Source organism: Natronobeatus ordinarius (genome assembly GCF_024362485.1).
GTDB classification, from domain to species: domain Archaea; phylum Halobacteriota; class Halobacteria; order Halobacteriales; family Natrialbaceae; genus Natronobeatus; species Natronobeatus ordinarius.
Genome location: NZ_CP101457.1, coordinates 53,265 through 73,643 on the forward strand (window position 1 = coordinate 53,265; position 20,379 = coordinate 73,643).

The window sequence follows — 20,379 nt, forward strand, 5'->3', positions numbered from 1 at the left end:
GGTCTGCTACGTTGTCTGCTCGTTACTGATATCTCGCAGTTCTAAGTTCAGTACGGGTGGTAGCTCGGCGCGATATCCCCGGTTAGTACGCTGCTCTCGAAGGCGTCGCTTTCGCTGCCCTCGAGGTCGATAATCTGGTAGACTGCATCACCGTTCCAGTCACACTGATCGCTCGAACACACCGCGCTTGCCAGGGCTCCGTTCTCTGTATCTATATGGACGCTTTGGAGATCGAGTTGCTCGCTACAGAGTGGGCACGTCGCCGGAACTTGCGAATAACGGTAACCTGTACTCACGTCGACGTCACCTTGTTCAGCGTCGATGCCACGAAGCCCTTCGACGAGATGGCCGACTCGTGAACGGAACTCGGTGAGAAGCGCGTTGCGGACTTGCTCGTCGATGGGGAGCTCGGCGCTATCGAGAGTGATCGTTATTCGATACGCTGTCGTCTTGTTGGAGTCTTTCATCTGGTTCACCTCTGGGGGGTACGTTCGATTCCCCCGCACCCCTCTCAGGGGTCGAAAAACCTCCCAAGCTCCTAGCTCGCCGGTGTTAATGGGCGGTTCAACTCTCGAGAACGGCAGGGATATCGGAGAGATCGAATAGGCGGAGGTCATCATGTTCGTCTGCAGCTTCCTCGACGGTGCGTTTGAACCCAGAACGGCTGAACAAGGCGAATTCATACGTCGGCTCACCACCTCCGGTGGGTGTTCAGTCGATATGGGGGATGTCGTCCTCGAGATCCGCAAGCACGTCATAGTCGAGGGAGGTGTTGGTAAATTTCGCTTCGCCAGCGATCAGCGTTGACTCGTCAGTTGATGCTCCGAAGTTAGGAATCAGACTATAATAGTCTGAACTATAATGTCCTGGACCCTAATACAGTGGGGTCAATTATTTGAGCCACCACCAAGGCACCGACAGGCATCCCCGAATGTCCCGTCAGTCGTCCTGTGAGCGGATATCGCTGGCCCGCTGTTCAAGCCGGCGGAGGATCTGGACACGCCCCTGATTCGCGTTCTCGTAGGCGACGCAGGCTCGGAGCGTCTCCATGTCGTGAATCGTCGCGATACCAGCGTTGATGAGTCGGGTATTTGGCGGTTCGAGACGCTGTTCCGGTGTGAGACCGTCTGAATCGACGGATAGATTTGACGAGTCGCTCATTTTTGTTCGCCTCCGCTCTCTCAAGGCGACAATAAACAGCGGCTAGACCACTCCCGGTCGAAGAAATTCCTTGTTAGAACTCCAAGTCAGCTTGGACGGTAGTTCGCGTCAGTGTCGACGCTGTCGTACATGCGGCCGAGCATGTCGAGCGCCGACTGAAAGTGCGCGTAGTGCTCGTTTGCGAACGCCACGGTTTCTTGGAGTGGGATGACGGGCCGTCCGTCGACCATCTCGGCTTCGATCTGTGGCTGCGGCTCGAATACCACCTGTATCGCACCATCGAGGTCAGCAGCGGGCAGGCGTTCTTCCGTAGTCGGGATTTCGAACCGATCGAAGAACGCCGTCCAGGCGCCGAGTTCGGATTCGTGGACGGCGATGAACAGCGGATAGTCCTCTGGGTCGCGAGCGACCTGGTAGCCACCGCGGGTCCAGACGTAGACCGCATCGATGCCAGTGTATGCATACTCCATTCCCGCGAACTGCGGGAGGACATACGCCTCTGAAATTGACGGTGGTGAGATGTCTGCTGCCGCCGTCAGAAATTCGAGACCGGCGTCTCGGAGTGTCTGATCGACGAGATGGTTCCCATTGTCGTACGCGACGTATCCCGCCTCCTCGAGCCGATTCACGACGCGACGAATCGTCTCTCGGTTCTCGTCGATCTTCCGCGCGACACCGGAGATGGAATCATCTGAGTCGAGTGCGAGGATGACCTTGAGTTCCTTCTCACCGCACACTTCGTACATTCTATGGCTACACAATTCTGTGCAATAGTCAAAAGAAATACTATTCGTGTGGGTCGGCTGGCTGGATCTGGCGAGTGTCCTCAGCGAGGTCGTGGATATACTCGCGGAGGGTTTCCATATCTTCGCGGGCGTCTTCGAGCGTTTTACCCTTCACTTTGGCCGTGATCTTGTCTTGATCGCGGGTGCCAGTACCGCGAGTGAGTTTGACGGTGAGTGAGACGCCGACATCGCTTCGCTCGACGTACTCGGTTGGTGCCTGACGCTCACGGTTCTGCGGCGATTCTGGGCCCGTACGAGGATGCTGGGTGTGTTCTGACATTGATTGCTTTCTATGATCGTTAGTTGACGGACGGTGCGACTGGATCGTCGACTATCTCACGAAGGGCTGCATCTATCTCGCGTCCGGTGAGTCGCCAGCAGCCGTCGGGTCCTGTACACTCTAGCTGGCTCACCACTTCGGTCTTGAACGCCTTGTACTCCCCAAGCGCCACCTCCTCATTGTCAGTGTAATCGAGCAGAAGGGCGAGTGCGAGTTGGGCCGGCCCGCTGCCACCATATCCCCATTCGAAGCCCGAAGGACTGTGATTCGCCAGCCCCAGACTCCGCTCTGGCGTGAGCTGTTCTTGGTCCGATTGGTTCTCGACGATGGCGCGGCCTCGACGACGGTAACCGACGTAGATGACGTCGGGATCAGCCGAGGTCCGTGACTGTACGTGCGAACGTGGGTCGCTGATTCCACTCATAGGTTGGTTCGCGGGAGGCTCGTTTGATCACCCCCGCACCCCTCTCGGGGTTCAAAAACAGGACGGGGCTGCGTTCGGCAACGTATTTGATAGTTGCAACGTACTGTCCAGGTATATCGGAATGGCTGTACTGGACGATCTCTCAGGGTTTGAGTTCGAGGACGTGATAGAGGACGTCTTCCGAAATCTCGGCTACGAGAACGTCCGTCAGGCCGAGCGAACCGCCGACGAGGGGCGGGACGTCATCATGGAGGAAGTCGTCGACGGCACCCGGCGCGCGATCATCGTGGAGTGCAAGCACACGGGGACGGTGGGGCGGCCGGTCGTCCAGAAGCTCCACTCGGCAATCGCGACGTTCGACTTCGACGGTCCAAAGCGCGGGATGGTCGTCACGACGGGTCGGTTCACGAACCCCTCCCAGGAGTACGCCCAGCGTCTACGGCTGAACGATGATCCCCATCCCATCGAGCTGCTCGACGGCGAGGACCTCCGGGAGATCGCCGACGAAATCGGCCTCGACCTCTACAACGGTCGCATCGAGATTCTCTGCGACGAGACACTCCGCCCCTATGACCCGGCCGCCGACGTCGACGCGCCCGTCGAAGAGGCGTTCCGCGACATCGAAAACATCGAGGCCGCTGACCTCCCAGAACCACATTCGGCGGTGACGTTCCGCCCGGTGGTCGCGGTCACCGCCGACACGAACGCTGTCTTCGAGACATCGGTGGGCGTCATCCACCACATCAACGACCGATCGCGATTCGTCGCCCACGCCGAACGCGGGCAGCCACAGGTCGTCGACGCAGAGGTCGCGACGCTGGTCACCGAGAACCTCCACGCGACGGTCGATCTCGACTCGGAGCAGTTCGCGGAGGTTTTCGACGACGTCGAGGAGAACCGGTTCGGCCAGACGCAGACCGAGTACAAGGAGTGGGCCGTCGAGCGGCTCCAGCAGCACCACACAAAAACGGTCACCTACACCGGCGACAACAACGTCACCTACAACAAGACCTGCGAGCCGAACCGCTCGGACATCTCCGTCCAGTCGATCGAGCCGGTGTACCTTCCCGAGGTTCGGCACACCACCGACCACCAGGAGTACACCTATCCCTATGAGTACTACGCGGCGGGCCCCTCACGAGTGACCGCCGAGGACGGCATCCATCGGTGCGTCCACTGTGACACGAGCGGCGTCGATGAGACGTACACCTACTGTCCGAACTGCGGGGCAATCGCCTGCACCAGCCACACCAAAACGGAACGATTGGAAGGCGAGCCGGTCTGTACCGGCTGTGCAGTGTCTGAACGGTTCGCGCTGAAGACGAAGTACTTCTACGACGAGGAGAACCTCGAGGCGTTCCGCGAGGAATACGTTGAGATGCCCCTCCACGAGAAGGCGATAGAGAACAAGCTGCTGGCTGGCGGGTATGTGGTTGCGACCCTGTTAATCGCCCTGGGTGTTCTCGTGATCGGCGGCATCATCTAACCCGTCGCAATCTTCCGTCAGGCTACGGTGTTGGTGTTACGAGACTCCGTACTGCTCTTTGAGCGCCATATATTCGTCCTTCTTCGGGAGGATGACGGGCAGATCATCTGTCCTGTCGAAGTCATCTTGAAGTGGCCGATACAACGCTTTTACAGTAGGTTCCAGGTCGTACCACTGTGCGGTCTCGATGAGTGTCTCCTGATCGATATCTTCCGCCTCGATCAGCAGCATCGAATAGCTGACCCGCCGGGATCCGCTATCGAGAAGGAGCGTATGGCACACGGCTTCAGCAGGCGTTAGCTCCTCGTCTGGAGCATACCAGAACGGAGGCTCGCCGGCGAGGAAAAACTGTAGACCATACGCTGCAAACCGGCCCAGTCCGGTCATCTCCCAGTCTGGAGCTGCTTGGAGCGCGTCCGTATCCTCAGCGGTCTGTACGCGGACGAGGGATTGCTTCGGATCGCACCACGCGATCGTGGCGCTGGGGGCGATTTCCCGGACTCGTGCTCGATGTTCGTGCTCTATGGCGGCCCGAGCGAACGCCAACAGCGGCGAGACCTCGTCCCGGAGGGCGTACTTCGGATCGGATCTGGAGAGTAACGCTCGGTGCTTGAGCGGTGATAACGCGCTATGGGCACCTTGTCGGGTGACTCCGAGCCGGTCTGCGATATCAGCGATGTGTCGTGGCCTATCGAGGTACCAACACACGCGGAGGGTGGCTGGCGAGAGCAGTTCCGTCCAGTCTACGTGGCTGAACTCCGACTGGAGCGTTCGATACGCTTCGGCGACGGGATGTTCCGCGATGCGGACTCGACGCTGATTACTGGGGCCACGGTTTTCTGCGAGCAATCCCGCTGCGAGCAATTCGTCGAGTACGTCGTACAGATGTTCTCGTGAATACCCGGTATCAGCCGCGAGTTCCTCCGGTGTCGCTTCACGGCCGGTACTCAGCGCGTCAAGCACGGCGAGTCCGGCCTTCGTAATCATCTGGGTCTTTCTAAACCTTAACTATATAAATACGATTTGGGATTTTACTTGACGACTGCTTCGTCCCGAACCGGTTCTGTGAGTGCGTCCTCGAGCGACCCGTGGAATTGCCAGCTGGCCCGCTCGAAGGCCTCGTCGGTCGGACCGTCCCAGCGGGGAATGTGGAGTGACCGCTCACTCTGACTGCCACTCGGTCGGCTCGTCGAACGGGTTCTCCGTCGGGAGTTCCACGACGTAGAGGTATTCCTCGTCGCCGTGGATGCCGTCAGCTGGATCTTCGACGCGTGTCCAAGCAGGAACAGCGGCTGGTCGAGGTGCTCCATATTGGACGGCTCAAGGAGACACGCTGGCTGAGCCGCGTCGATCGTTCGCTCTGGGTCGCCATCCAGATACAGACTGACTGTTGAGTGCTTGTCGAGAAACACGAACGCAGCCGCCGTGTAGCCCGGCCCGCGATCGGCGAGGGTCGCATCGAGCAGTTCCTTCAGCCGGACGAGATCCTGCAGGACGCTTGCTGGGTACTCATCCGAATGGCGATACACCTGTGCAACACGGTCGGCGTCGCCTTCGGTTTCACTGGTCTGTTCGACTCGTTGCATAAACCGCAGTTGACTCCGTGTCGACATCGGTACTCGCCGGCACGAGTGTGCCGGCGCCCATCACCGGCGCATCACAAACACTGATGCCAGCTACTCACTCGATTTCCAGATTCCCCGTTCCCCCTTCAGCACTCTCACTGTTCTCATCCCACTCGAGTTCGAACTCGATGCTCAGCTCGCCAGGGCCATCGGCCGGCCCTTCCCGTTCGGCTTTGACTTCGAATGTCGGACGTTCCGGGGGATCCATTGTGACGGACTCTGCCCCCGTCTTCAGGGTGATCGAACCCCCCTGTTCGAGCTTTTCGGCGACGTTCCGGAGGTACGACGCGATTTCGTCTCGGCTCTGGGCACTCTCGGATTTGAACAGGACTTCTTCAGGCATATACTCTCACTTACACCCCCTGCTCGGATAAGTGGTCCTCTCAATCTCACAACGGAAATTTTCTCGTTACGCTAAGTGGGAGACCTCCTCTGGCTCCTCAACGTCATCGAACTCGCCGCGCTTGACAGGCTCCCAGTCCTCACCCGGCTCCGGACTCCACCAATCGACCTCGTAGGCGCCCGGTGCGCCGAGGATCTTCACGCGCGCCGACCCATCCGGAAGATCGCGACGGAGCTTCTCGTCGACGTGGAGATTCCAGGTCATGGCGGTATTGAAGCAGGCGAGAACGGCCTCTTCGTAGCCGTGTGTCTCTCGGCATTCCTGGAGTTCGACTTGCGTGTTACAGTTCTTGCAGAACACCCCCTCGAACGGGATGTGGCTGAACACCTCGTGCCCGCAGACCGGACACCAAAGGAACTCGAATAGTGCTTGGCTGTGGCGGTCGATGACTTCCAGACTCATCTGTGGATCTGACCCGATTGAGACGGGCCACCCATTCCAGCCCAAAATAAACGTCACCGAAGATACGTTCCCATCAATCAGCGCTCGGCGCCGTACACGATTCGCGAGGGCGCTTCGTACCCGCAGTCGGGACAGTCGAACCAGCACTGTACTTTCGCGCCGTCAGCTGCTTTCTCACCGACGAGGATGTCGTCGTTCGGACACTCGGGACAACTCAGTTCGGGCGCTGGCCGTTCGCGGAGCTCTTCACGGAACGATTTCGCGTCTTTTGTCTCGTACCCTCGCGACCAGATGGGGTACCCGTCGACGAGGATCGCTCCTCGCCATTTGTAGACGTACGAGTCTGGAGTTCTGTGTAGAACCGCTATCGCTCCGGTCTCAGCGTTCCGGTACTTGAGTGTGGGCGTCCGGCTCTCCCTTCGCCAGTTAGTGATTCGGGGCATAGTCGATCAGAAGTGGACGTCCGCGGGCACAATCCAGAGATCCTCACTTTCCACGAGGAGTCGATCCAACTGCTCGCGATGCCGGATGCCGTTCGCGTATTCGTTGTAGAGGAAGATCGTCGGTCCGTCGTACGCACCGACCTGGTGGAACGCGTGCCGAGCAAGGTTCTCATCGCGCATGATCTCCTCGCTGGAGAGCTCGTCAAGTGCCTCTCTCACTTGGTCGAGATTCCGCTCGAACTCCGCTTTCGTTGCTTCCCAACCACGATCGAGCAGTTCTTGTCCTTTCTCGGAATCGACGGCCGCCGCAATCGGGAGATCGCCCCATCGCGCTTTGCCCGCAAGGGTTGTGTCCTCGTCGTCGAAGGTGACAAAGTAGTCAAACACAGCGCAGGCGTGTGGATCGGCGCCGACCAGTCGTTCGAACACCGCCTTTCCGGTGGATAGCGCTTCGTCTTCTGTCGATGCCTCTACCAGCGCGTAAATTACCATATGCATCTCGAACACCTCGAAGTGCCGACGCACTGGGACCCGTCGTTCGCTCACCCCGTACTGCGCCGGCACCCATCGCCGGCGCACAAAAACCACTCTCGGCACTTCCCTCTCTCAGGGGTCGTTCGCACGCTCGACGGTGATGGTCAGATCCCCAGATTCGTAGTTGGCCTCGAATGCGACTGAGAACCCATCCGACTCGTACGCCGCGTGGTAGGCTCGATGCAGTTCGAGCGAGCCGATTGCCTTGAAATGGAAGAATGCGGCTGCGGTGTAGGGCTTGCTGGCGGTCTCGATCTGTGTCTCCACCGAGGCTGGGAGTGCGATCTGTGGTGTGTCGGTGTCAATACTGGCTGCGAACTCACGTGCTTCGTCGACGGTCGCTTGCGAGTGCGCTGGCGTTTGGCCCGTCAGCACGTTCACCGGTGTCTCCGTTTCGTCGGTGAATAGGACGTCTTCGAAGGTGTGCGTTCCCAAGATTGCCTCGGGACTCAACTCGCAGTCGTGGAACGGATCGTCGGCTGGTTGCTCGGTCATGGAATCACGAGCCTACGTAGGGGCTCACCCATTCCTGCCCCTGAAAAAACAAGCAGTTGCCACGAAGCAGACTGACCTAGGAGTGGTTCAGGCTCGCTTTCTCGAGGGGTGATTCGCCAGTCGGGATAAGTAGCTCCTGTCGGTCTCCGATCCGCTCGGCCAGCTTTCGTTTCAGCGTTTTCGAGGTGGAGCCTCCGGCCTCAAGGAGCGAATGGAATGAGCGAGTAGGCCGGAGAGGAAACCGACATAGTCCGACACAACCGGCATACTGCGACCACCTGATTCCCGAGTAGTTAAGAACCGTCAGCACTACATCTGAAATATGGAGGTCCGGCGTACCGCCCCCGTCAAACTCGTCGTTCCCGACGAGCGACGCGACGACCTCCACGAATCCGCCCGCCAGTTCCTTCACTGCGCCAATCGTGCCGCAGAGTTTTGTTGGTCCGACGACTCCTATACCGAATGCGTCACGGCCAACACGACCGCACGAGACGCTCTCTACGACAAACTCCGCGACGAAACCGACCTCACCGCGAACCTCGTCCAAGAAGCCATCCGACGCGCCGTCCAGGCCGTCAAAGGATGCGCCGAACGGTGGAAACAGGGGAATCGAGTGAGCCAACCGGAGTTCACGTCGTGGAGTATGCTCTACGACAAGCGAAGCGCCACATTCTACCGGAACAAAGTCTCGCTCTCGACTGTTAATGGACGTCTCGAGTGTGAGTTTGAACTCCCCTCGGACAGTCCAACGCCATACGAGCAGTACGTGTTGTCCGACGAGTTCGAGTTCCGAGCGAGCACGCTCCAGTACGACCCAGTGGACGATGAGTTCTACTTCCATATCACCACACGGAGGTACGACTCCGAAGGCGACGGCGGTGAGAACGGAGAGGTTTCGGAAGATTCCGAGCACCAAACAGTCCTCGGTATCGACCTCGGCGTCAACAGTCTCGCCGTCTCATCCACCGGACGCTTCTGGCACGGAGACGACTACGACCACTGGTGCCGCGAGTTCGAGAAGCGACGTGGAGAGATGCAACAGTGCGGGACACAAGCCGCGCACAACGCCCTGCTTCGACTCGGCAAGCGCGAAGAAGCATGGCGGAAGCAGTACATCCACACGGTCGCTAACGAAATCGTCTCAGAGGCCGTCGAACACGAGTGCGACGTTATCGTGTTCGAGGACTTGACCGACATTCGAAAGCGGCTACCTCACGCGAAGTGGCACCACTTCTGGGCGTTCCGACGCCTCGTCGAGTACGTCGAGTACAAAGCGCCCGAACAGGGCGTCTCCGTGGAACAAGTCGAGCCGAACTACACGTCCCAACGCTGTTCTCGGACGGACTGCGGGTTCACGCATGAGGACAACCGCCACGGCGAACACTTCGAGTGCCAGAAGTGTGGATACAAGGTCAACGCGGACTACAACGCGGCGAAGAATGTCGGGCTACGGTGCGCCCGTAAGCAGAAACACAGACTCCGTTCCTCGCCCACGTCGGGGAGCGGAGACGCACTAGTAGACGTGCGTCTGAATGGTGGGACGGTGAACGGCGAGAGTCACCAGCCTATTGGCGGTGACTGATTGCCGGGAGTCCACATCAAAGCCCCACCCTCAAGGACCGAGGCGCGGAGCGCCAAGGGAGTAGGGCGGGGTAGTTTACATACTGCCTCGTCGTCGATAGCGTGAACACGCCTTTGTCGATCATGTCGCCGACGACGTCTTTGAGGGCCGTGAACTGTCCCTGCAGGTGGCCGTCGCCGACCGGCTCGCCATCGTACCAGCGCACGGTTGCGAGCGCTCCGTTCCCGACTGTCTCTCCCTGTTTGACTGTCTCCGAGTCGTACTGCAGGCCGAACCACAGCGTCCGATACGCGGTCACCTCGAACGTCGTCGACACCACGAAAAACGCCTCGTGATGGAGATAGTCGAGGTGGTCAGCGACGATCTCGTCGAGCGTGAGGCCGGTGGCGCGGGGTTTCGGCTCGACGACCGTCCTCGGGATCGACCTCTCGAGCGACGAGATCGTCGACCGCATCTGCCTCGAGGCCATCGGGCAGTTCCGCCAGCAGCTGTTTCGCCCACTTGGAGTCGGTGTCTTCGCCACCGAACGGCGATTCAGCCGAAATTCGGTGCTTGAGCTTGAGGTTTGCTGCGCCCCAATGGCTGTAGTGGAGCGTGTACTGTCCGTCTGTGCGTTCGTACGCAACGAGTGCGCGATGTCCCATGATTCAATCACCTCACGAGGCGATGCTTGTGCTGTGTCACCCCGCACTCCTCCTGGGGGGAGAACAACGCTACACGTCGATCGACTCAAAGGAACTGAGATCCGCGTGGAGGACTTCGCCATCGCGGATGACGTACCGCTTTGCGAGGACTGGGAACCGACATTTCGTGAATCCGGCTGTCTGGATGTCGAGTTCTTCGGTAGGCTCGAGATAATCGGCGAGTGTTCGGAGGAACTCGTGCGTCACAAGACCACCTTTGTAGTCGGGAAGGCCGTCTTCACGGGCTTCGTAGACCTCGAAGGCGTCCTATCCCCAGATGATGAGCTCTCCTTCTTCGTCCACTTCCCAATTCAGGGTCCCGAAGCAATGTGCTTCGCAGAGCTGGCGGACTGCCTGTGCATTCGTTACGATCGCACCGGCCGATGTCGTGGCTGCTTGGAGCGTTGCCATTGTTAGTCCTCGGGGGTGCTTTCCTACCCCCGCACCCCTTCAGGGGAGTAACAGACGCATCCTGAGACGAACCAGGAAGAACCAGGAAGAACCAGGAAGAACCGCTACTCGAGGATCGTGTATCTGGATTCTACCTGAACGCCGTCGTCCTCTGTGGCAGGTGGTCGAGTGAGGTGACTCACCTGCTCCAGGAGCGTCACCGCTGTGTCGATTCGCTCTCGATCAGAGGGATCCAATTCATCGATGTCAATATCGCTCAGGTTGCTGAGCGCGCGGTGCAGCCGGTACCCAGGTGTGTTTCGTGGGTCCATGTGTACGCCTCCGCCGACTTCTGGCGCAGAAAAACATCGCCGGGTCGTCAGCAGAGCATCTATAGCCTGACGAGGATCACGATTGAGTCACCCAGCACAGATCGATTCGTTATCGAAGGAGGATGGATACGTTTCTTTGGTTACAGCGAAGGGGATGAGGCACAGTATGATGGTGCCATTCGTGTTCGGTTAAGAGCGCTAATCGATAGACAGAGTCGACTTCGACAGAATCGTCATCCTTCCTGTCCAAAATCGAGTTCTCCGCGTATGGAGCCTCAGAGCAAGCGTTTTCGAACCCTCTGTATTGCCCGTTGAGGGGAGAAAGGGGCCTAACCGAACACGGATGATGGTGCAATCGAGTCCGCGGATTCAAGGTTTCTCTGCGTGAATCGTCAGCTATGACCGATGATTCAGAATCCTCCCCATCGTTTCTCTCGTCGCTTCCGAGCCAACCCATTACAGACGGCATCGTGAAGCAGATTGGTGAGAGCGACAACCTAAAAATTCGCGGAACCATGGGTTTTCCAGGCTCATCCCCCGGCACGATCGAAGCGTTCCTGCTGAATATGGAAGCCAAGACGCACGTAATCGTCTTTGATCCAGGCGCGGAACAATGGCGCGTCTACAAATCCTTCAAAACCGAGGGGATGAGCCATCAAGAGATGGTCAATCGCGCGAGCGAACTCGCTAACGAGTGGTTCGCTGAAAGCCTCTCGGACCGCATCGCGGCCGCAGAAGAGACGGAGCCAGACACATGATCCTCCGCTACTACGCTGATGCGGACATCCGCGAGTGGCACGACCACGCGCTCCGGCTCTTGCGAACGCTGCACGACGAGCACGGCATCGCAGTCGAGATCGACCGGATCGACGAGCAGCACGGGCCGATCACGGACTTCCCCGGCGACGTACGATACCCGACGCCCGAGGAGGTCTACGAACGCGACCTCAAACGCAACCGTGCTCTGAACCAGACTATCGACCAGACACCGTCAGCGGCGTTCAAACGCTACGGGAAACTCGACATCGCTGGGAACGTCGCGGTCGTCGATGATGAGGGGACTGTCCAATGGGCCTCGACACTGCCGGGCTATGCTGACGGCTATCGGCCGGGTGCTGCGTCACAGACCGCGATGAACTTTCTGGAGGATATCGCCACCGCTCCGAGCAACCGTATCTGCGTCGAATGCCTCTCTCTGCTGGATGGCGACGAAAATTTCTGTCCGAACTGTGGCTACGAATTTCCATAGCGCAGTACGCTATTGGATCGACGACATTCAACGCCGACTGGCTGATGTCACACGTCCTAAGCACACGAGAATGGGTAGCCTCTAACAGCTGATTTCACACCGTGAGAGACCTCTCCACCCCACCGAATTAACCAACAATGAACGGCTTTGACACGCCTTGTTGGTTAATCTTGCCCAGCGACTCAGGCCCGGACTTCTGCGGTCACAATCGAGCAAGCTTACGATTGGTCGATGGATGGATCCGGCTGTCCAGCGTATCTTACGAACAGAGTGCGTACTGATGGGTATGCCACGAGTCGAGAGAGACGAAGAACGAGACGAACGCATCGAGATGCGGATCATCGTCGATACGTACAGTGCTGAAGAGCAGGCGATGGGCTGGCACGCGTATCTGGACGACACGATGGACTTTCCCTTCGAAGCACGGTGTGTCATCGAGCGAGCGGAATCGCCCCTGAATGTGGGCGAAACGGTACGCGTTATCGAAATGTCCCCGACTGAGCCAACGCTCAACCAGATGTTCGTAACGGTGGAGTGGATGGACAGAACACTTGGCGTGCCATTAGAGCAATTAGAGGTCGTCGACGCCAGCAGTGACACGGAACAGGCGGTCGCAGACTGGCAGTACTGGCTCGACCGCTGAGAGTCATGCGTCCGTACTCGAACCACCCTCTCCAGACTCCCCAGAGACGGACAGTGCCACGTCTCACCGACCCCCGGCCAATCCACAGATTGAATCCGTCCGAGTTCATCCATTCTGATATTGAATGCGACTCGAATTCGACGACGGCACGCTCCTGCTCCACGACGCTCCCGACGACACCCCGTATGCGGAGTGGGACGACCGCGTCGACGAGTACCGCGCCCAGCCGTATCGGTATCGACCTCTCCTCGAATGGGCGGGTGCTTGGACAGATGGAGACGAGCAAACAACGCTTCACGACGGTTTCGCTCACGCTCTCGAAGACACCGCTCGGGCCTACCCTGTCCTCGATCTCACACCTGCACTCCACATCGAACCGCGTGACTACCAACAGGCCGCGCTCGACGCCTGGATCGAGCACGGACGGCGGGGGAGCGTCGTCCTCCCGACGGGAAGCGGGAAGACGTTCCTCGGGCTGCAGGCCATTGCCGACGCTGGCGTCAGTGCGCTGGTCGTCACGCCGACAATCGACCTGATGAACCAGTGGCACGCCACGCTCACCAACGCCTTCGCCGACCAGCTCACACAGCCGATCGGCGTCCTCGGTGGCGGCAGCCACGACGTCACAGCCATCACGGTCACGACCTACGACAGCGCCTATCGCTACGTCAACGAGTACGGCGATCAGTTCGGCCTGCTCGTCGTCGACGAGGAACACCACCTGCCAGCCCCGACCTACCGGCAGATCCCCGAGATGATGATCGCACCGTATCGCCTCGGCCTCACGGCGACCTATGAGCGCCCCGATGGCAAGCACGAACTCCTCGAGGATCTCCTTGGGCCGGTCGTCTATCGGGAGCACGTCGACGAACTCGCTGGGGAGTATCTCAGCGAGTACGAGACGATCCACATGTCGGTCGACCTCACAGCCGACGAGCGAGAGTCGTACGACGAGGAGTACCGGATCTATCGCGACTACGTCGACAGCCACGACTTCGATCTCTGGAAGGAGCGCGGCTACGCAGAGTTCCTCAAGCGCACTTCCTACGACCCGCAGGGACGGCGAGCGCTCATCGCCAAGCAGCGTGCCGAGCGACTCGCCCGGACGGCGACGAAGAAACTCGACACGCTCGACACTCTAATCAAACGCCATCACGACGACCGCGCCATCATCTTCACTGCGAACAACGACTTCGCCTACGAGATCTCCCAGGAGTTCATCGTCCCCTGCATCACCCATCAGACCAAGACCGACGAACGCACCGAGATCCTGGAACGGTTCCGCACGGGCGACTATTCGATGCTCGCGACCTCCCAAGTTCTCGACGAAGGGATTGACGTCCCGGCGGCGAACGTCGGAATCATCCTCTCGGGAAGCGCCTCGAAACGGCAGTACGCCCAGCGACTCGGGCGAATCCTCCGGCCTACGGACGACCGCCAGCCAGCACGTCTGTACGAGATTATCGCTGAGGACACGATGGAGACGTACGTCTCTCAACGCCGTCGAGAGGGGGTGAATGCGTAGTGCTGACCGCAAACTTCGCGCGGTCACGCACGACTGACGAGACGATTACACCGCTGTTCATCGATCCATCTGATGAGCGCTATCGTGAGACGGCACGGGAACTCCTCCAACTGTTCGAAGTCCACCTCGACGGGCCGAGGGGCGATCTCGAAGCCGAGATTGACGAGCTGACTGTCGCGGATACCGACTACAAGATCGTCCAGGGACTGGCGAAGCTCCTGAAAGACGAGTGCAAGTTCGAAGTCGTCGCGTCGGTCGATCCACGTGAGATTCGTCGGCGACTCTTCGAGAAAGCCAACGAGCGGTATCCTATTGTTCGCCAGCCGACGCTCGGTGAGGACACACAGAAGCTGGAAGTGTACAGTGGAGTGGCCGACGAACTCGGTATCTCGCTCGAAGACTGCTATCGTGGGATGTACGCCGACCTCGAGGACAACAAGCGGCTCGTCCGAATCGGCACGCGGACGGCCGACCGATACGAGAGGACCGGTGATGCGTCGCCGTCGACGACGAATTTGACCGGCAGCAGTGCCGAGGAATACGAGCACACCGACCTCACCGTCGACTGGCTGCTGACTCGGTACAACCTCGCGCTCGCTCAGGCAGTCCTCTACGATGCGACTGAGATGCGGATTCGTGTCTGGGACCACTTCGGGACGGTGTTCAGCTACGTGAAGCTGTTCGGGCTGATGCATCGCATCTATCCGATCGATGCCGACGGCGACCGCGTTGCGAGTACGGATCAGGCTTCGGGCTACGAGGCCGTGCTGGATGGCCCAGCGTCGCTGTTCTCGAAATCACAGAAGTACGGGATTCGCATGGCGAACTTCTTGCCAGCGTTACCTCTCTGTGAGCGGTGGGAGATGACCGCCGAGATTCTCATCGACGAAACAACCAGCGAGACACGGCAGTTCACACTTGACCAGAGCGAAGGTCTCGATTCGCACTACAGCGGTGGTCAGCGGTTCGATAGTGACGTCGAGCGGACGCTCGCTCAGAAGTGGGAGCGAGCGAACACTGAGTGGGAACTCGTACGCGAGGACGACGTCTTTGACCTCGGGGCCGAGGTGATGATCCCCGACTTTGCAGTCGAGCACCCCGATGGACGTCGGGCGATTTTCGAAATTGTCGGCTTCTGGACGCCCGAGTATATAGAGTCAAAGCTAGCGAAGATCCGGCAGGTGGAGGCTGACAACTTCATACTGGCTGTCTCAGAGCGACTGGATTGTGCAAATGAGGACTTCGGACGGACGGCCGACCGAGTACTCTGGTTCAAAACCGGCATTCACGTCTATGATATGGTCGAATTAGTTGAAACAGTTGCTGCCTCGTCCGATACAACACCTGCTTCTAAGTGAGAATGCTCGGTGGCTTGGCGTCCCACAGTGCATTCCATAGATGCGCTTGCGTGCGAATTTTCACTTGTGACATCAGAAGGACGTGGCTTTCTTCTCGAACTTCCGTAACGAGGGGTGCTTACTGGCAACGGTGGTGTGTTCTTAACCAACGACGCGGGAAAAGACACCAGCGTTGGTTAAGGAGAAGTTGAAGTCCGATTCGGCCACTGTCGTTATGACCGCGACCCGACCTCGGTGCCGGGTTTGAACTCGGTCAACTCCTCGATGCGCTGTTCGAGTTCGTCGACTTCCTGGCGGAGTTCCTCGGCGTCGGGATCGTCGCTCAGCGCGAGTTGGTCCTTCAGCCCTTGCAGCCGTGTTTCCTTGCGCTCTGCGTCGACGTCGGCCTTGCGCACATACTCGCTTTCTTCAATCTCGTAGACATCCGTCTCTGGGAGATCGGTCACGTCTAGGGCTTCGTCGACTTTCTTGCGATCGACGGCCATGATGCGCTCGCGAGGAATCCCTGCCTCTTCGAGTACGCCAATGACCTCGTTGTCGTCTTTCAGCGAGCGATTGCGGCGACTTGTCCGCTGGACCGACCCGTACTGGCCGTGAACAGGCTGGTCGTGGTGGAGTCGCCCAAGGAGCACCTCACGTACGTCCTGGCGGAGGTCGCCGGCGTTTCGCTGGACGTCCGAGAGCAGCGTATAGAGGTTGATGAGCGCCGGCGTCTCACCGTCCTCGAGCGCAGTTGGGTCGTGGCGTTCGAGCGCGTCGATCAAGAGGAGCATGTCGGCATAGATGGGAAGATTGGGTTCCGTGCGGTCTGCTGCATCGTCTTGGTCATCAGGTGACTGACTGGATGCCCCGGTGATGAGCTGGGAGGTCGTCGGCTCATCGGTTTCGGTGAGCGTGCCTGCTCGGTTGTTGATCTCGTAGCGGGGATGGAGACTGAGCACGGCCGCGTACGGCTCCGCGTCCGGGGGCAGGCGTTGGAGATCGAAGGTGCCGCCAGCGTCGGTAATGCGCTCGGCCAGGGTTTCGAACTGCTCGCGGTGGAGCGGCTGTGCGTCACCTGAATCGCCGAACTCGATGACGATGCGGTGCTCCTGGATGTCGGTGAGGCGGAATCGCGTTTCCGACAGTGGCGTGATGAGTGTCGCATCCGCAGCGAGTGCGTCACACTCGTCAAGGAGCGTTCGCCAGCTTGCGGTAAAGGGCATAGTAGCTCTTGGTCGTATCGCGGGAAAACTGCTCGGCCCAGTTCGTGCTTGACACCGGTCTCCTGGAACGCTTCGACTCGCTGCTGGCAGTTACCTAACACCAGCCCAATGCGCAGGTGGCGTTGGTTACTATCAGCGCTGGTTTATTGATCTGCTTTCGGATCCGGCCCGTATCGGGGTGTTCCGCACCACTGACACTCCCACATGGACTGTCCGGCCCACTCGTCGTCAGGGACGGCTTCGAATTTCAGGAATCGATGCGCAGTCTCCTCACCGCAGTCCCGACACACGAGATGTTTCCTGTTCGAACTCTCGCGTCGTGGGCTCTCGCTACTGATTTCCTCGACGGATTGTTGGACCGCAATCGCTGGCACGAGCCAGACATCGTCTGCGTCCGTGAGGAGGGGCGCAAGACGAGTCTCATCACGAATCCCACCCCCGGTTTCGTCGTAGAGGAACATCGCGTGCTCACCGTCGTGAGGCGACTGCGTCGTGTCTGTCCATGTCGTCCGCTCCCGCGCCGCCGCGAGCACCTGTGCGCCAGTCTCTGATGTGACCCGTACCGCTGGGGGGAGCGAGGGCCACTTGTCGGTCAGCTGTGCGGCGGGCTTTGTATCGAGGTCGTAGATCAGTTGGCAGTCGTCAACTACTGGATCCCTATCAGCCTTCGTGAGGAGTGTGGCTGCAGCAGCACCTTTCGCGACGGCGGCGTAGAACGTCGACGCTTCGACGAGCAGATGGACGACGTGGAGTAGTGTCCACTCAGTATCCGGGGTGCGACTATCGTCGGTGGTTCCATCGAGATGATTCGAGAGGCAGAACCGACACTTGGTACGGTTCGCAGGAATCGACGCACCGCACGAGGAACACTCGCTTCGCGCTGATCTCGTTCGATCTGGATACGATTCGAGCCTTTCCTTTTGCAGTCCCTCTCCTTGTTCAGCGTTCCCTCGTCCAGTAAGCTGGTCGTCGGGAACGTGGTTCGCTTCACCAAGGGGTCGTAGTTCTTCAATATCAGAGTAGTGGTCCGTCATCTCTTGTGGATGACTTCCCTCGTAATGATATTTGAACTCATGCTCCCCTTCATCACGAGATCACTGTGACGACCACAGTGTCTCTATGCGTTGCTCTATTGCCGTGAGGACGGTGGAGTATACTTCGAGTGGATGGAGCGACGGGAGTTCGAGGTCGGTAATTTTGATGGCAGACGGTGGCTCGTGGAAGTGCAACCGGGTGTTGTGCGTGTTTGGGTGCCGGTCCCAGCGACACTCCCAGCGTTCCCCGTTCTCGTGCTCTTCGACGTAGTGGACTGAAAAATCGCCAGTCGTGAACCATCGGATGTCGAGACGGGCCGCTGTTGCTGTGTCAGGATATCGTCCAGCGTCGAGCAGTCCACGGAGCAGTCGAGGTTCGTATGAATCCGGATCGAACGCAGTCTCGGCGACGAGTGAATCCGACGACAGGTGTCGCTCCAGCAGGCGCAGCGTCTGTCGATCCGGTGGGCCCGTCGAGTGTGAGGCCGGAGCCTCTGGTGGCTGGCTCATTTAGGCCGGAATCAAATGCCCGTCGTTCTGGGAGAGCTGGCGAGCAAGTTCGTACAGCCTGATATCCCGAATCACGCCCTGCCACTCGCTGACTGCGATCATCCGCTCGTGGATGTTTTCGTGATCACCGTGGTCAAACACGTTGACAGTCGTTGGGTCGGTCGTCTCGAACTGTGATTCGTATTCCGTCCGCTGCGTTTCAAGCGTCTCCACGCGGTCGATGATTGCTTCGATAGAGAGCTCGGTTGCAATCCGACTGGCGTCCTGCCATTCGAGATACCCCTCGTTTCGTTCGTATGTCGCTGGGCGGCTGTCTCTATCGGCTCGAGCGATACCCATCTCCGCTAAGCGATCGAGGTGCTTTTTCGCGGCGTTTGGAGAGCAGTCCGCAAGCTCAGCGATCTCGGTGTAGGCAGTCGGAGAGGTAACGCCGAGGACGACGTCGTAGACACGACCAAACGTGTCTGTCCCCGTCTGCCACCGGTGCTGAGTATCATCGGAGGTGGGGGCCGGATCGAACTCGGTCATACGTATCTGTAGGCGCCCACTCTCAATATATCTTCGGGTTCTTCAAATATCTGAAAAAGGATTCTGTGTTGGGTTACTGGAAAGGCAGGGCCAGTCTTGTTCAATCACGTAGTATTGCGACTGCCTTTCCGACCTGCCGGACGTGTTCACTCCGCTCCAGATCTAACTCCTCGGCGAGAAAATCAACTGCCTCTGTGAGCGTCATGGTTGAGTAACTCCTCTCTCAGAGTACGAAGCTGACGTCCTTAAAAACCGGCTCACACCGCGTTGAGTTCGTCTCTCCGGGCACGAACTGTCACAGCTGACATCCCTGCAGCATCCGCAACTCTCTGCTGTGTGAGTGAGCTTCCGTATTCCTGTGCAGCTTTGTAAATGCAGGCCGCCGCGACGCCACTCGGACGACACCCGTTTGAAATAGCAGTTTCTCGATGGTGCTTTGAGAGTGCCACTGCTCGACGCCGGGTGGCGTCTGAAATGTTAAGTTCCGACGCGAGACGGGGGATGAATTCGCTTGGTCGAACAGGCTGGGTCGGCAGTCCAAGTTCTGTATTCAGCGTCTTGTACGCATTTGCGACTCTCGATTGTTCGACGCGTGCTGCGTCGACGACGTCGTCGAGTAACCGTGAGTGGCCGTTACATCGACAGGCTCCGTAGATGCTTGCTGCCGCTATCGCCTCGATTGATCGGCCTCGAAGCAGATCTTCGGTTTGAGCGCTCCGGAACAGTTGACACGCCTGATCCCGAACCGAATCTGAGAGCTCGAGGACGCTCGCGATTCTTCGGACCTCACCCAGGCCGTGTGCGAGGTTTCGCTCGGCTTTCGACTGGAAGCGACCACGAGTCTGTTCACGCCGCATCCGGGATAGCTGCTGGCGCTTTCGCCCGGAAAGTTCGTTCCCGTTCGCATCTTTCCACCGACCGATTTCCGTCGACAGCCCTCGGTCGTGACGTGCCGCAGTCAGTGGAGCGCCCGTCCGCTTTCGCTGGTCCTGATCGTGAGTTCTCCATTCAGGACCGTGGTCGATTCGTTGTTCGTCAATAACGAGTCCACAGTTCTCGCAGACTGTTTCGACCGAGTTGGTAGTGACCCGGCCATTGCACTCGGGACATGAGTTCGTGCTGGAGTTTGTCTGGACGTCCTCGTCGAAGCCCGTTTCGTAGATGTCTCTGGTTGCCATTGTTCTCATCGTGTTACGGGGAACCCACCAGTACGGTGAGCCCCTCACCCATTGAGGGGGAGAATAAACACCAGGTACTGGCAGATTCCCGTTTACGGTGGTTCTAGGAAGCTGGGTTCGTTGG

At 58.9% G+C, this 20,379-nt stretch carries 24 protein-coding genes and 5 pseudogenes; 7 read left to right on the forward strand and 22 right to left on the reverse strand.

The window, feature by feature from the left end; translation table 11 throughout:
* Positions 1–47: 47 nt before the first annotated feature.
* The 6 genes and pseudogenes from NMQ09_RS20645 to NMQ09_RS20670 all read right to left on the reverse strand — a co-directional run bounded on the left by NMQ09_RS20645 (position 48) and on the right by NMQ09_RS20670 (position 2,650).
* The gene (locus NMQ09_RS20645) at positions 48–467 is read right to left on the reverse strand and encodes a hypothetical protein (protein ID WP_255194713.1); all 420 of its coding nucleotides are present in this window, start codon (positions 465–467) and stop codon (positions 48–50) included.
* A gap of 97 nt (positions 468–564) precedes the next feature.
* Positions 565–822: pseudogene (locus NMQ09_RS20650) on the reverse strand (ATP-binding protein); the annotation flags it as partial.
* Positions 823–939: 117 nt separating this feature from the next.
* The gene (locus NMQ09_RS20655) at positions 940–1,161 is read right to left on the reverse strand and encodes a DUF8129 domain-containing protein (RefSeq protein ID WP_255194714.1); all 222 of its coding nucleotides are present in this window, start codon (positions 1,159–1,161) and stop codon (positions 940–942) included.
* A gap of 86 nt (positions 1,162–1,247) precedes the next feature.
* Complete coding sequence (locus NMQ09_RS20660; RefSeq protein ID WP_255194715.1) at positions 1,248–1,907, reverse strand: helix-turn-helix domain-containing protein; 660 nt, start codon at positions 1,905–1,907, stop codon at positions 1,248–1,250.
* A 40-nt stretch (positions 1,908–1,947) separates the two neighbouring features.
* Complete coding sequence (locus NMQ09_RS20665) at positions 1,948–2,226, reverse strand: DUF7389 domain-containing protein (RefSeq protein ID WP_255194716.1); 279 nt, start codon at positions 2,224–2,226, stop codon at positions 1,948–1,950.
* A gap of 19 nt (positions 2,227–2,245) precedes the next feature.
* Entirely contained in the window at positions 2,246–2,650 is a 405-nt protein-coding gene (locus NMQ09_RS20670; protein ID WP_255194717.1) for a DUF6166 domain-containing protein, read from the reverse strand.
* A 121-nt stretch (positions 2,651–2,771) separates the two neighbouring features.
* On the opposite strand from NMQ09_RS20670, the gene NMQ09_RS20675 reads away from it, so the two are divergent.
* Entirely contained in the window at positions 2,772–4,136 is a 1,365-nt protein-coding gene (locus tag NMQ09_RS20675; protein WP_255194729.1) for a restriction endonuclease, read from the forward strand.
* 36 nt (positions 4,137–4,172) lie between these two features.
* Here the strand turns inward: NMQ09_RS20675 and NMQ09_RS20680 are convergent, their stop codons facing one another.
* The 8 genes and pseudogenes from NMQ09_RS20680 to NMQ09_RS21210 all read right to left on the reverse strand — a co-directional run.
* Positions 4,173–5,123 carry a MarR family transcriptional regulator gene (locus NMQ09_RS20680; protein ID WP_255194718.1) on the reverse strand — a complete coding sequence of 317 codons (951 nt, stop codon included), beginning with the start codon at positions 5,121–5,123 and terminating at the stop codon, positions 4,173–4,175.
* Between the two features lie 44 nt (positions 5,124–5,167).
* Positions 5,168–5,749, reverse strand: a pseudogene (locus NMQ09_RS20685) (hypothetical protein).
* Positions 5,750–5,816: 67 nt separating this feature from the next.
* On the reverse strand, positions 5,817–6,104 hold the full coding sequence (locus NMQ09_RS20690) for an amphi-Trp domain-containing protein (RefSeq protein ID WP_255194719.1): 288 nt from the start codon (positions 6,102–6,104) through the stop codon (positions 5,817–5,819).
* A 66-nt stretch (positions 6,105–6,170) separates the two neighbouring features.
* Positions 6,171–6,566 (reverse strand): DUF7567 family protein, encoded by a 396-nt coding sequence (locus tag NMQ09_RS20695; protein WP_255194720.1) that lies wholly within the window; start codon positions 6,564–6,566, stop codon positions 6,171–6,173.
* A gap of 77 nt (positions 6,567–6,643) precedes the next feature.
* Entirely contained in the window at positions 6,644–7,009 is a 366-nt protein-coding gene (locus NMQ09_RS20700) for a DUF7568 family protein (RefSeq protein WP_255194721.1), read from the reverse strand.
* 6 nt (positions 7,010–7,015) lie between these two features.
* The gene (locus NMQ09_RS20705; RefSeq protein ID WP_255194730.1) at positions 7,016–7,507 is read right to left on the reverse strand and encodes a DUF7995 family protein; all 492 of its coding nucleotides are present in this window, start codon (positions 7,505–7,507) and stop codon (positions 7,016–7,018) included.
* Positions 7,508–7,615: 108 nt separating this feature from the next.
* Positions 7,616–8,038: a DUF8025 family protein gene (locus NMQ09_RS20710; protein WP_255194722.1), complete on the reverse strand. Its 423-nt coding sequence runs from the start codon at positions 8,036–8,038 to the stop codon at positions 7,616–7,618.
* A gap of 76 nt (positions 8,039–8,114) precedes the next feature.
* Positions 8,115–8,219 (reverse strand): annotated as a pseudogene (locus NMQ09_RS21210) (DUF6735 family protein); the annotation flags it as partial.
* A 141-nt stretch (positions 8,220–8,360) separates the two neighbouring features.
* Here NMQ09_RS21210 and NMQ09_RS20715 point away from each other — a divergent pair.
* Complete coding sequence (locus NMQ09_RS20715) at positions 8,361–9,620, forward strand: RNA-guided endonuclease InsQ/TnpB family protein (protein WP_006065514.1); 1,260 nt, start codon at positions 8,361–8,363, stop codon at positions 9,618–9,620.
* A gap of 16 nt (positions 9,621–9,636) precedes the next feature.
* Here NMQ09_RS20715 and NMQ09_RS20720 read toward each other — a convergent pair.
* The 3 genes and pseudogenes from NMQ09_RS20720 to NMQ09_RS20730 form a co-directional block, all read right to left on the reverse strand.
* Positions 9,637–10,264, reverse strand: a pseudogene (locus NMQ09_RS20720) (DUF6735 family protein).
* 69 nt (positions 10,265–10,333) lie between these two features.
* Positions 10,334–10,714 (reverse strand): annotated as a pseudogene (locus tag NMQ09_RS20725) (hypothetical protein).
* A gap of 104 nt (positions 10,715–10,818) precedes the next feature.
* Positions 10,819–11,025 carry a DUF8012 family protein gene (locus tag NMQ09_RS20730; RefSeq protein ID WP_255194723.1) on the reverse strand — a complete coding sequence of 69 codons (207 nt, stop codon included), beginning with the start codon at positions 11,023–11,025 and terminating at the stop codon, positions 10,819–10,821.
* Between the two features lie 398 nt (positions 11,026–11,423).
* Between NMQ09_RS20730 and NMQ09_RS20735 the strand changes: the two genes are divergently transcribed.
* The 5 genes from NMQ09_RS20735 (at position 11,424) to NMQ09_RS20755 (ending at position 15,800) form a co-directional block, all read left to right on the forward strand.
* Positions 11,424–11,783 (forward strand): DUF7964 domain-containing protein, encoded by a 360-nt coding sequence (locus tag NMQ09_RS20735; protein ID WP_255194724.1) that lies wholly within the window; start codon positions 11,424–11,426, stop codon positions 11,781–11,783.
* A complete protein-coding gene (locus tag NMQ09_RS20740; RefSeq protein WP_255194725.1) occupies positions 11,780–12,274 on the forward strand; it encodes a zinc ribbon domain-containing protein in 495 nt (164 codons plus the stop codon). The genes NMQ09_RS20735 and NMQ09_RS20740 overlap by 4 nt, the downstream gene beginning before the upstream one ends.
* Before the next feature lie 286 nt (positions 12,275–12,560).
* The gene (locus NMQ09_RS20745) at positions 12,561–12,917 is read left to right on the forward strand and encodes a calcium-binding protein (protein ID WP_255194726.1); all 357 of its coding nucleotides are present in this window, start codon (positions 12,561–12,563) and stop codon (positions 12,915–12,917) included.
* A 124-nt stretch (positions 12,918–13,041) separates the two neighbouring features.
* Positions 13,042–14,442, forward strand: a complete 1,401-nt coding sequence (locus NMQ09_RS20750; protein WP_255194727.1) for a DEAD/DEAH box helicase family protein — start codon at positions 13,042–13,044, stop codon at positions 14,440–14,442.
* Entirely contained in the window at positions 14,442–15,800 is a 1,359-nt protein-coding gene (locus tag NMQ09_RS20755) for a DUF790 family protein (protein ID WP_255194631.1), read from the forward strand. The genes NMQ09_RS20750 and NMQ09_RS20755 overlap by 1 nt, the downstream gene beginning before the upstream one ends.
* Positions 15,801–16,012: 212 nt before the next feature.
* On the opposite strand, the gene NMQ09_RS20760 is transcribed toward NMQ09_RS20755, so the two are convergent.
* The 5 genes from NMQ09_RS20760 to NMQ09_RS20780 all read right to left on the reverse strand — a co-directional run bounded on the left by NMQ09_RS20760 (position 16,013) and on the right by NMQ09_RS20780 (position 20,255).
* Positions 16,013–17,005, reverse strand: coding sequence for a DUF7983 family protein (locus NMQ09_RS20760; RefSeq protein ID WP_255194632.1), 993 nt, complete (start codon positions 17,003–17,005; stop codon positions 16,013–16,015).
* 143 nt (positions 17,006–17,148) lie between these two features.
* Entirely contained in the window at positions 17,149–18,039 is an 891-nt protein-coding gene (locus NMQ09_RS20765; protein ID WP_255194633.1) for a biosurfactant protein 1, read from the reverse strand.
* 60 nt (positions 18,040–18,099) lie between these two features.
* The gene (locus NMQ09_RS20770; RefSeq protein WP_255194634.1) at positions 18,100–18,549 is read right to left on the reverse strand and encodes a toxin-antitoxin system TumE family protein; all 450 of its coding nucleotides are present in this window, start codon (positions 18,547–18,549) and stop codon (positions 18,100–18,102) included.
* Positions 18,550–19,077, reverse strand: a complete 528-nt coding sequence (locus NMQ09_RS20775; protein WP_255194635.1) for a winged helix-turn-helix domain-containing protein — start codon at positions 19,075–19,077, stop codon at positions 18,550–18,552.
* A gap of 257 nt (positions 19,078–19,334) precedes the next feature.
* Complete coding sequence (locus NMQ09_RS20780) at positions 19,335–20,255, reverse strand: transcription initiation factor IIB (protein WP_255194636.1); 921 nt, start codon at positions 20,253–20,255, stop codon at positions 19,335–19,337.
* Between the last annotated feature and the right edge of the window lie 124 nt (positions 20,256–20,379).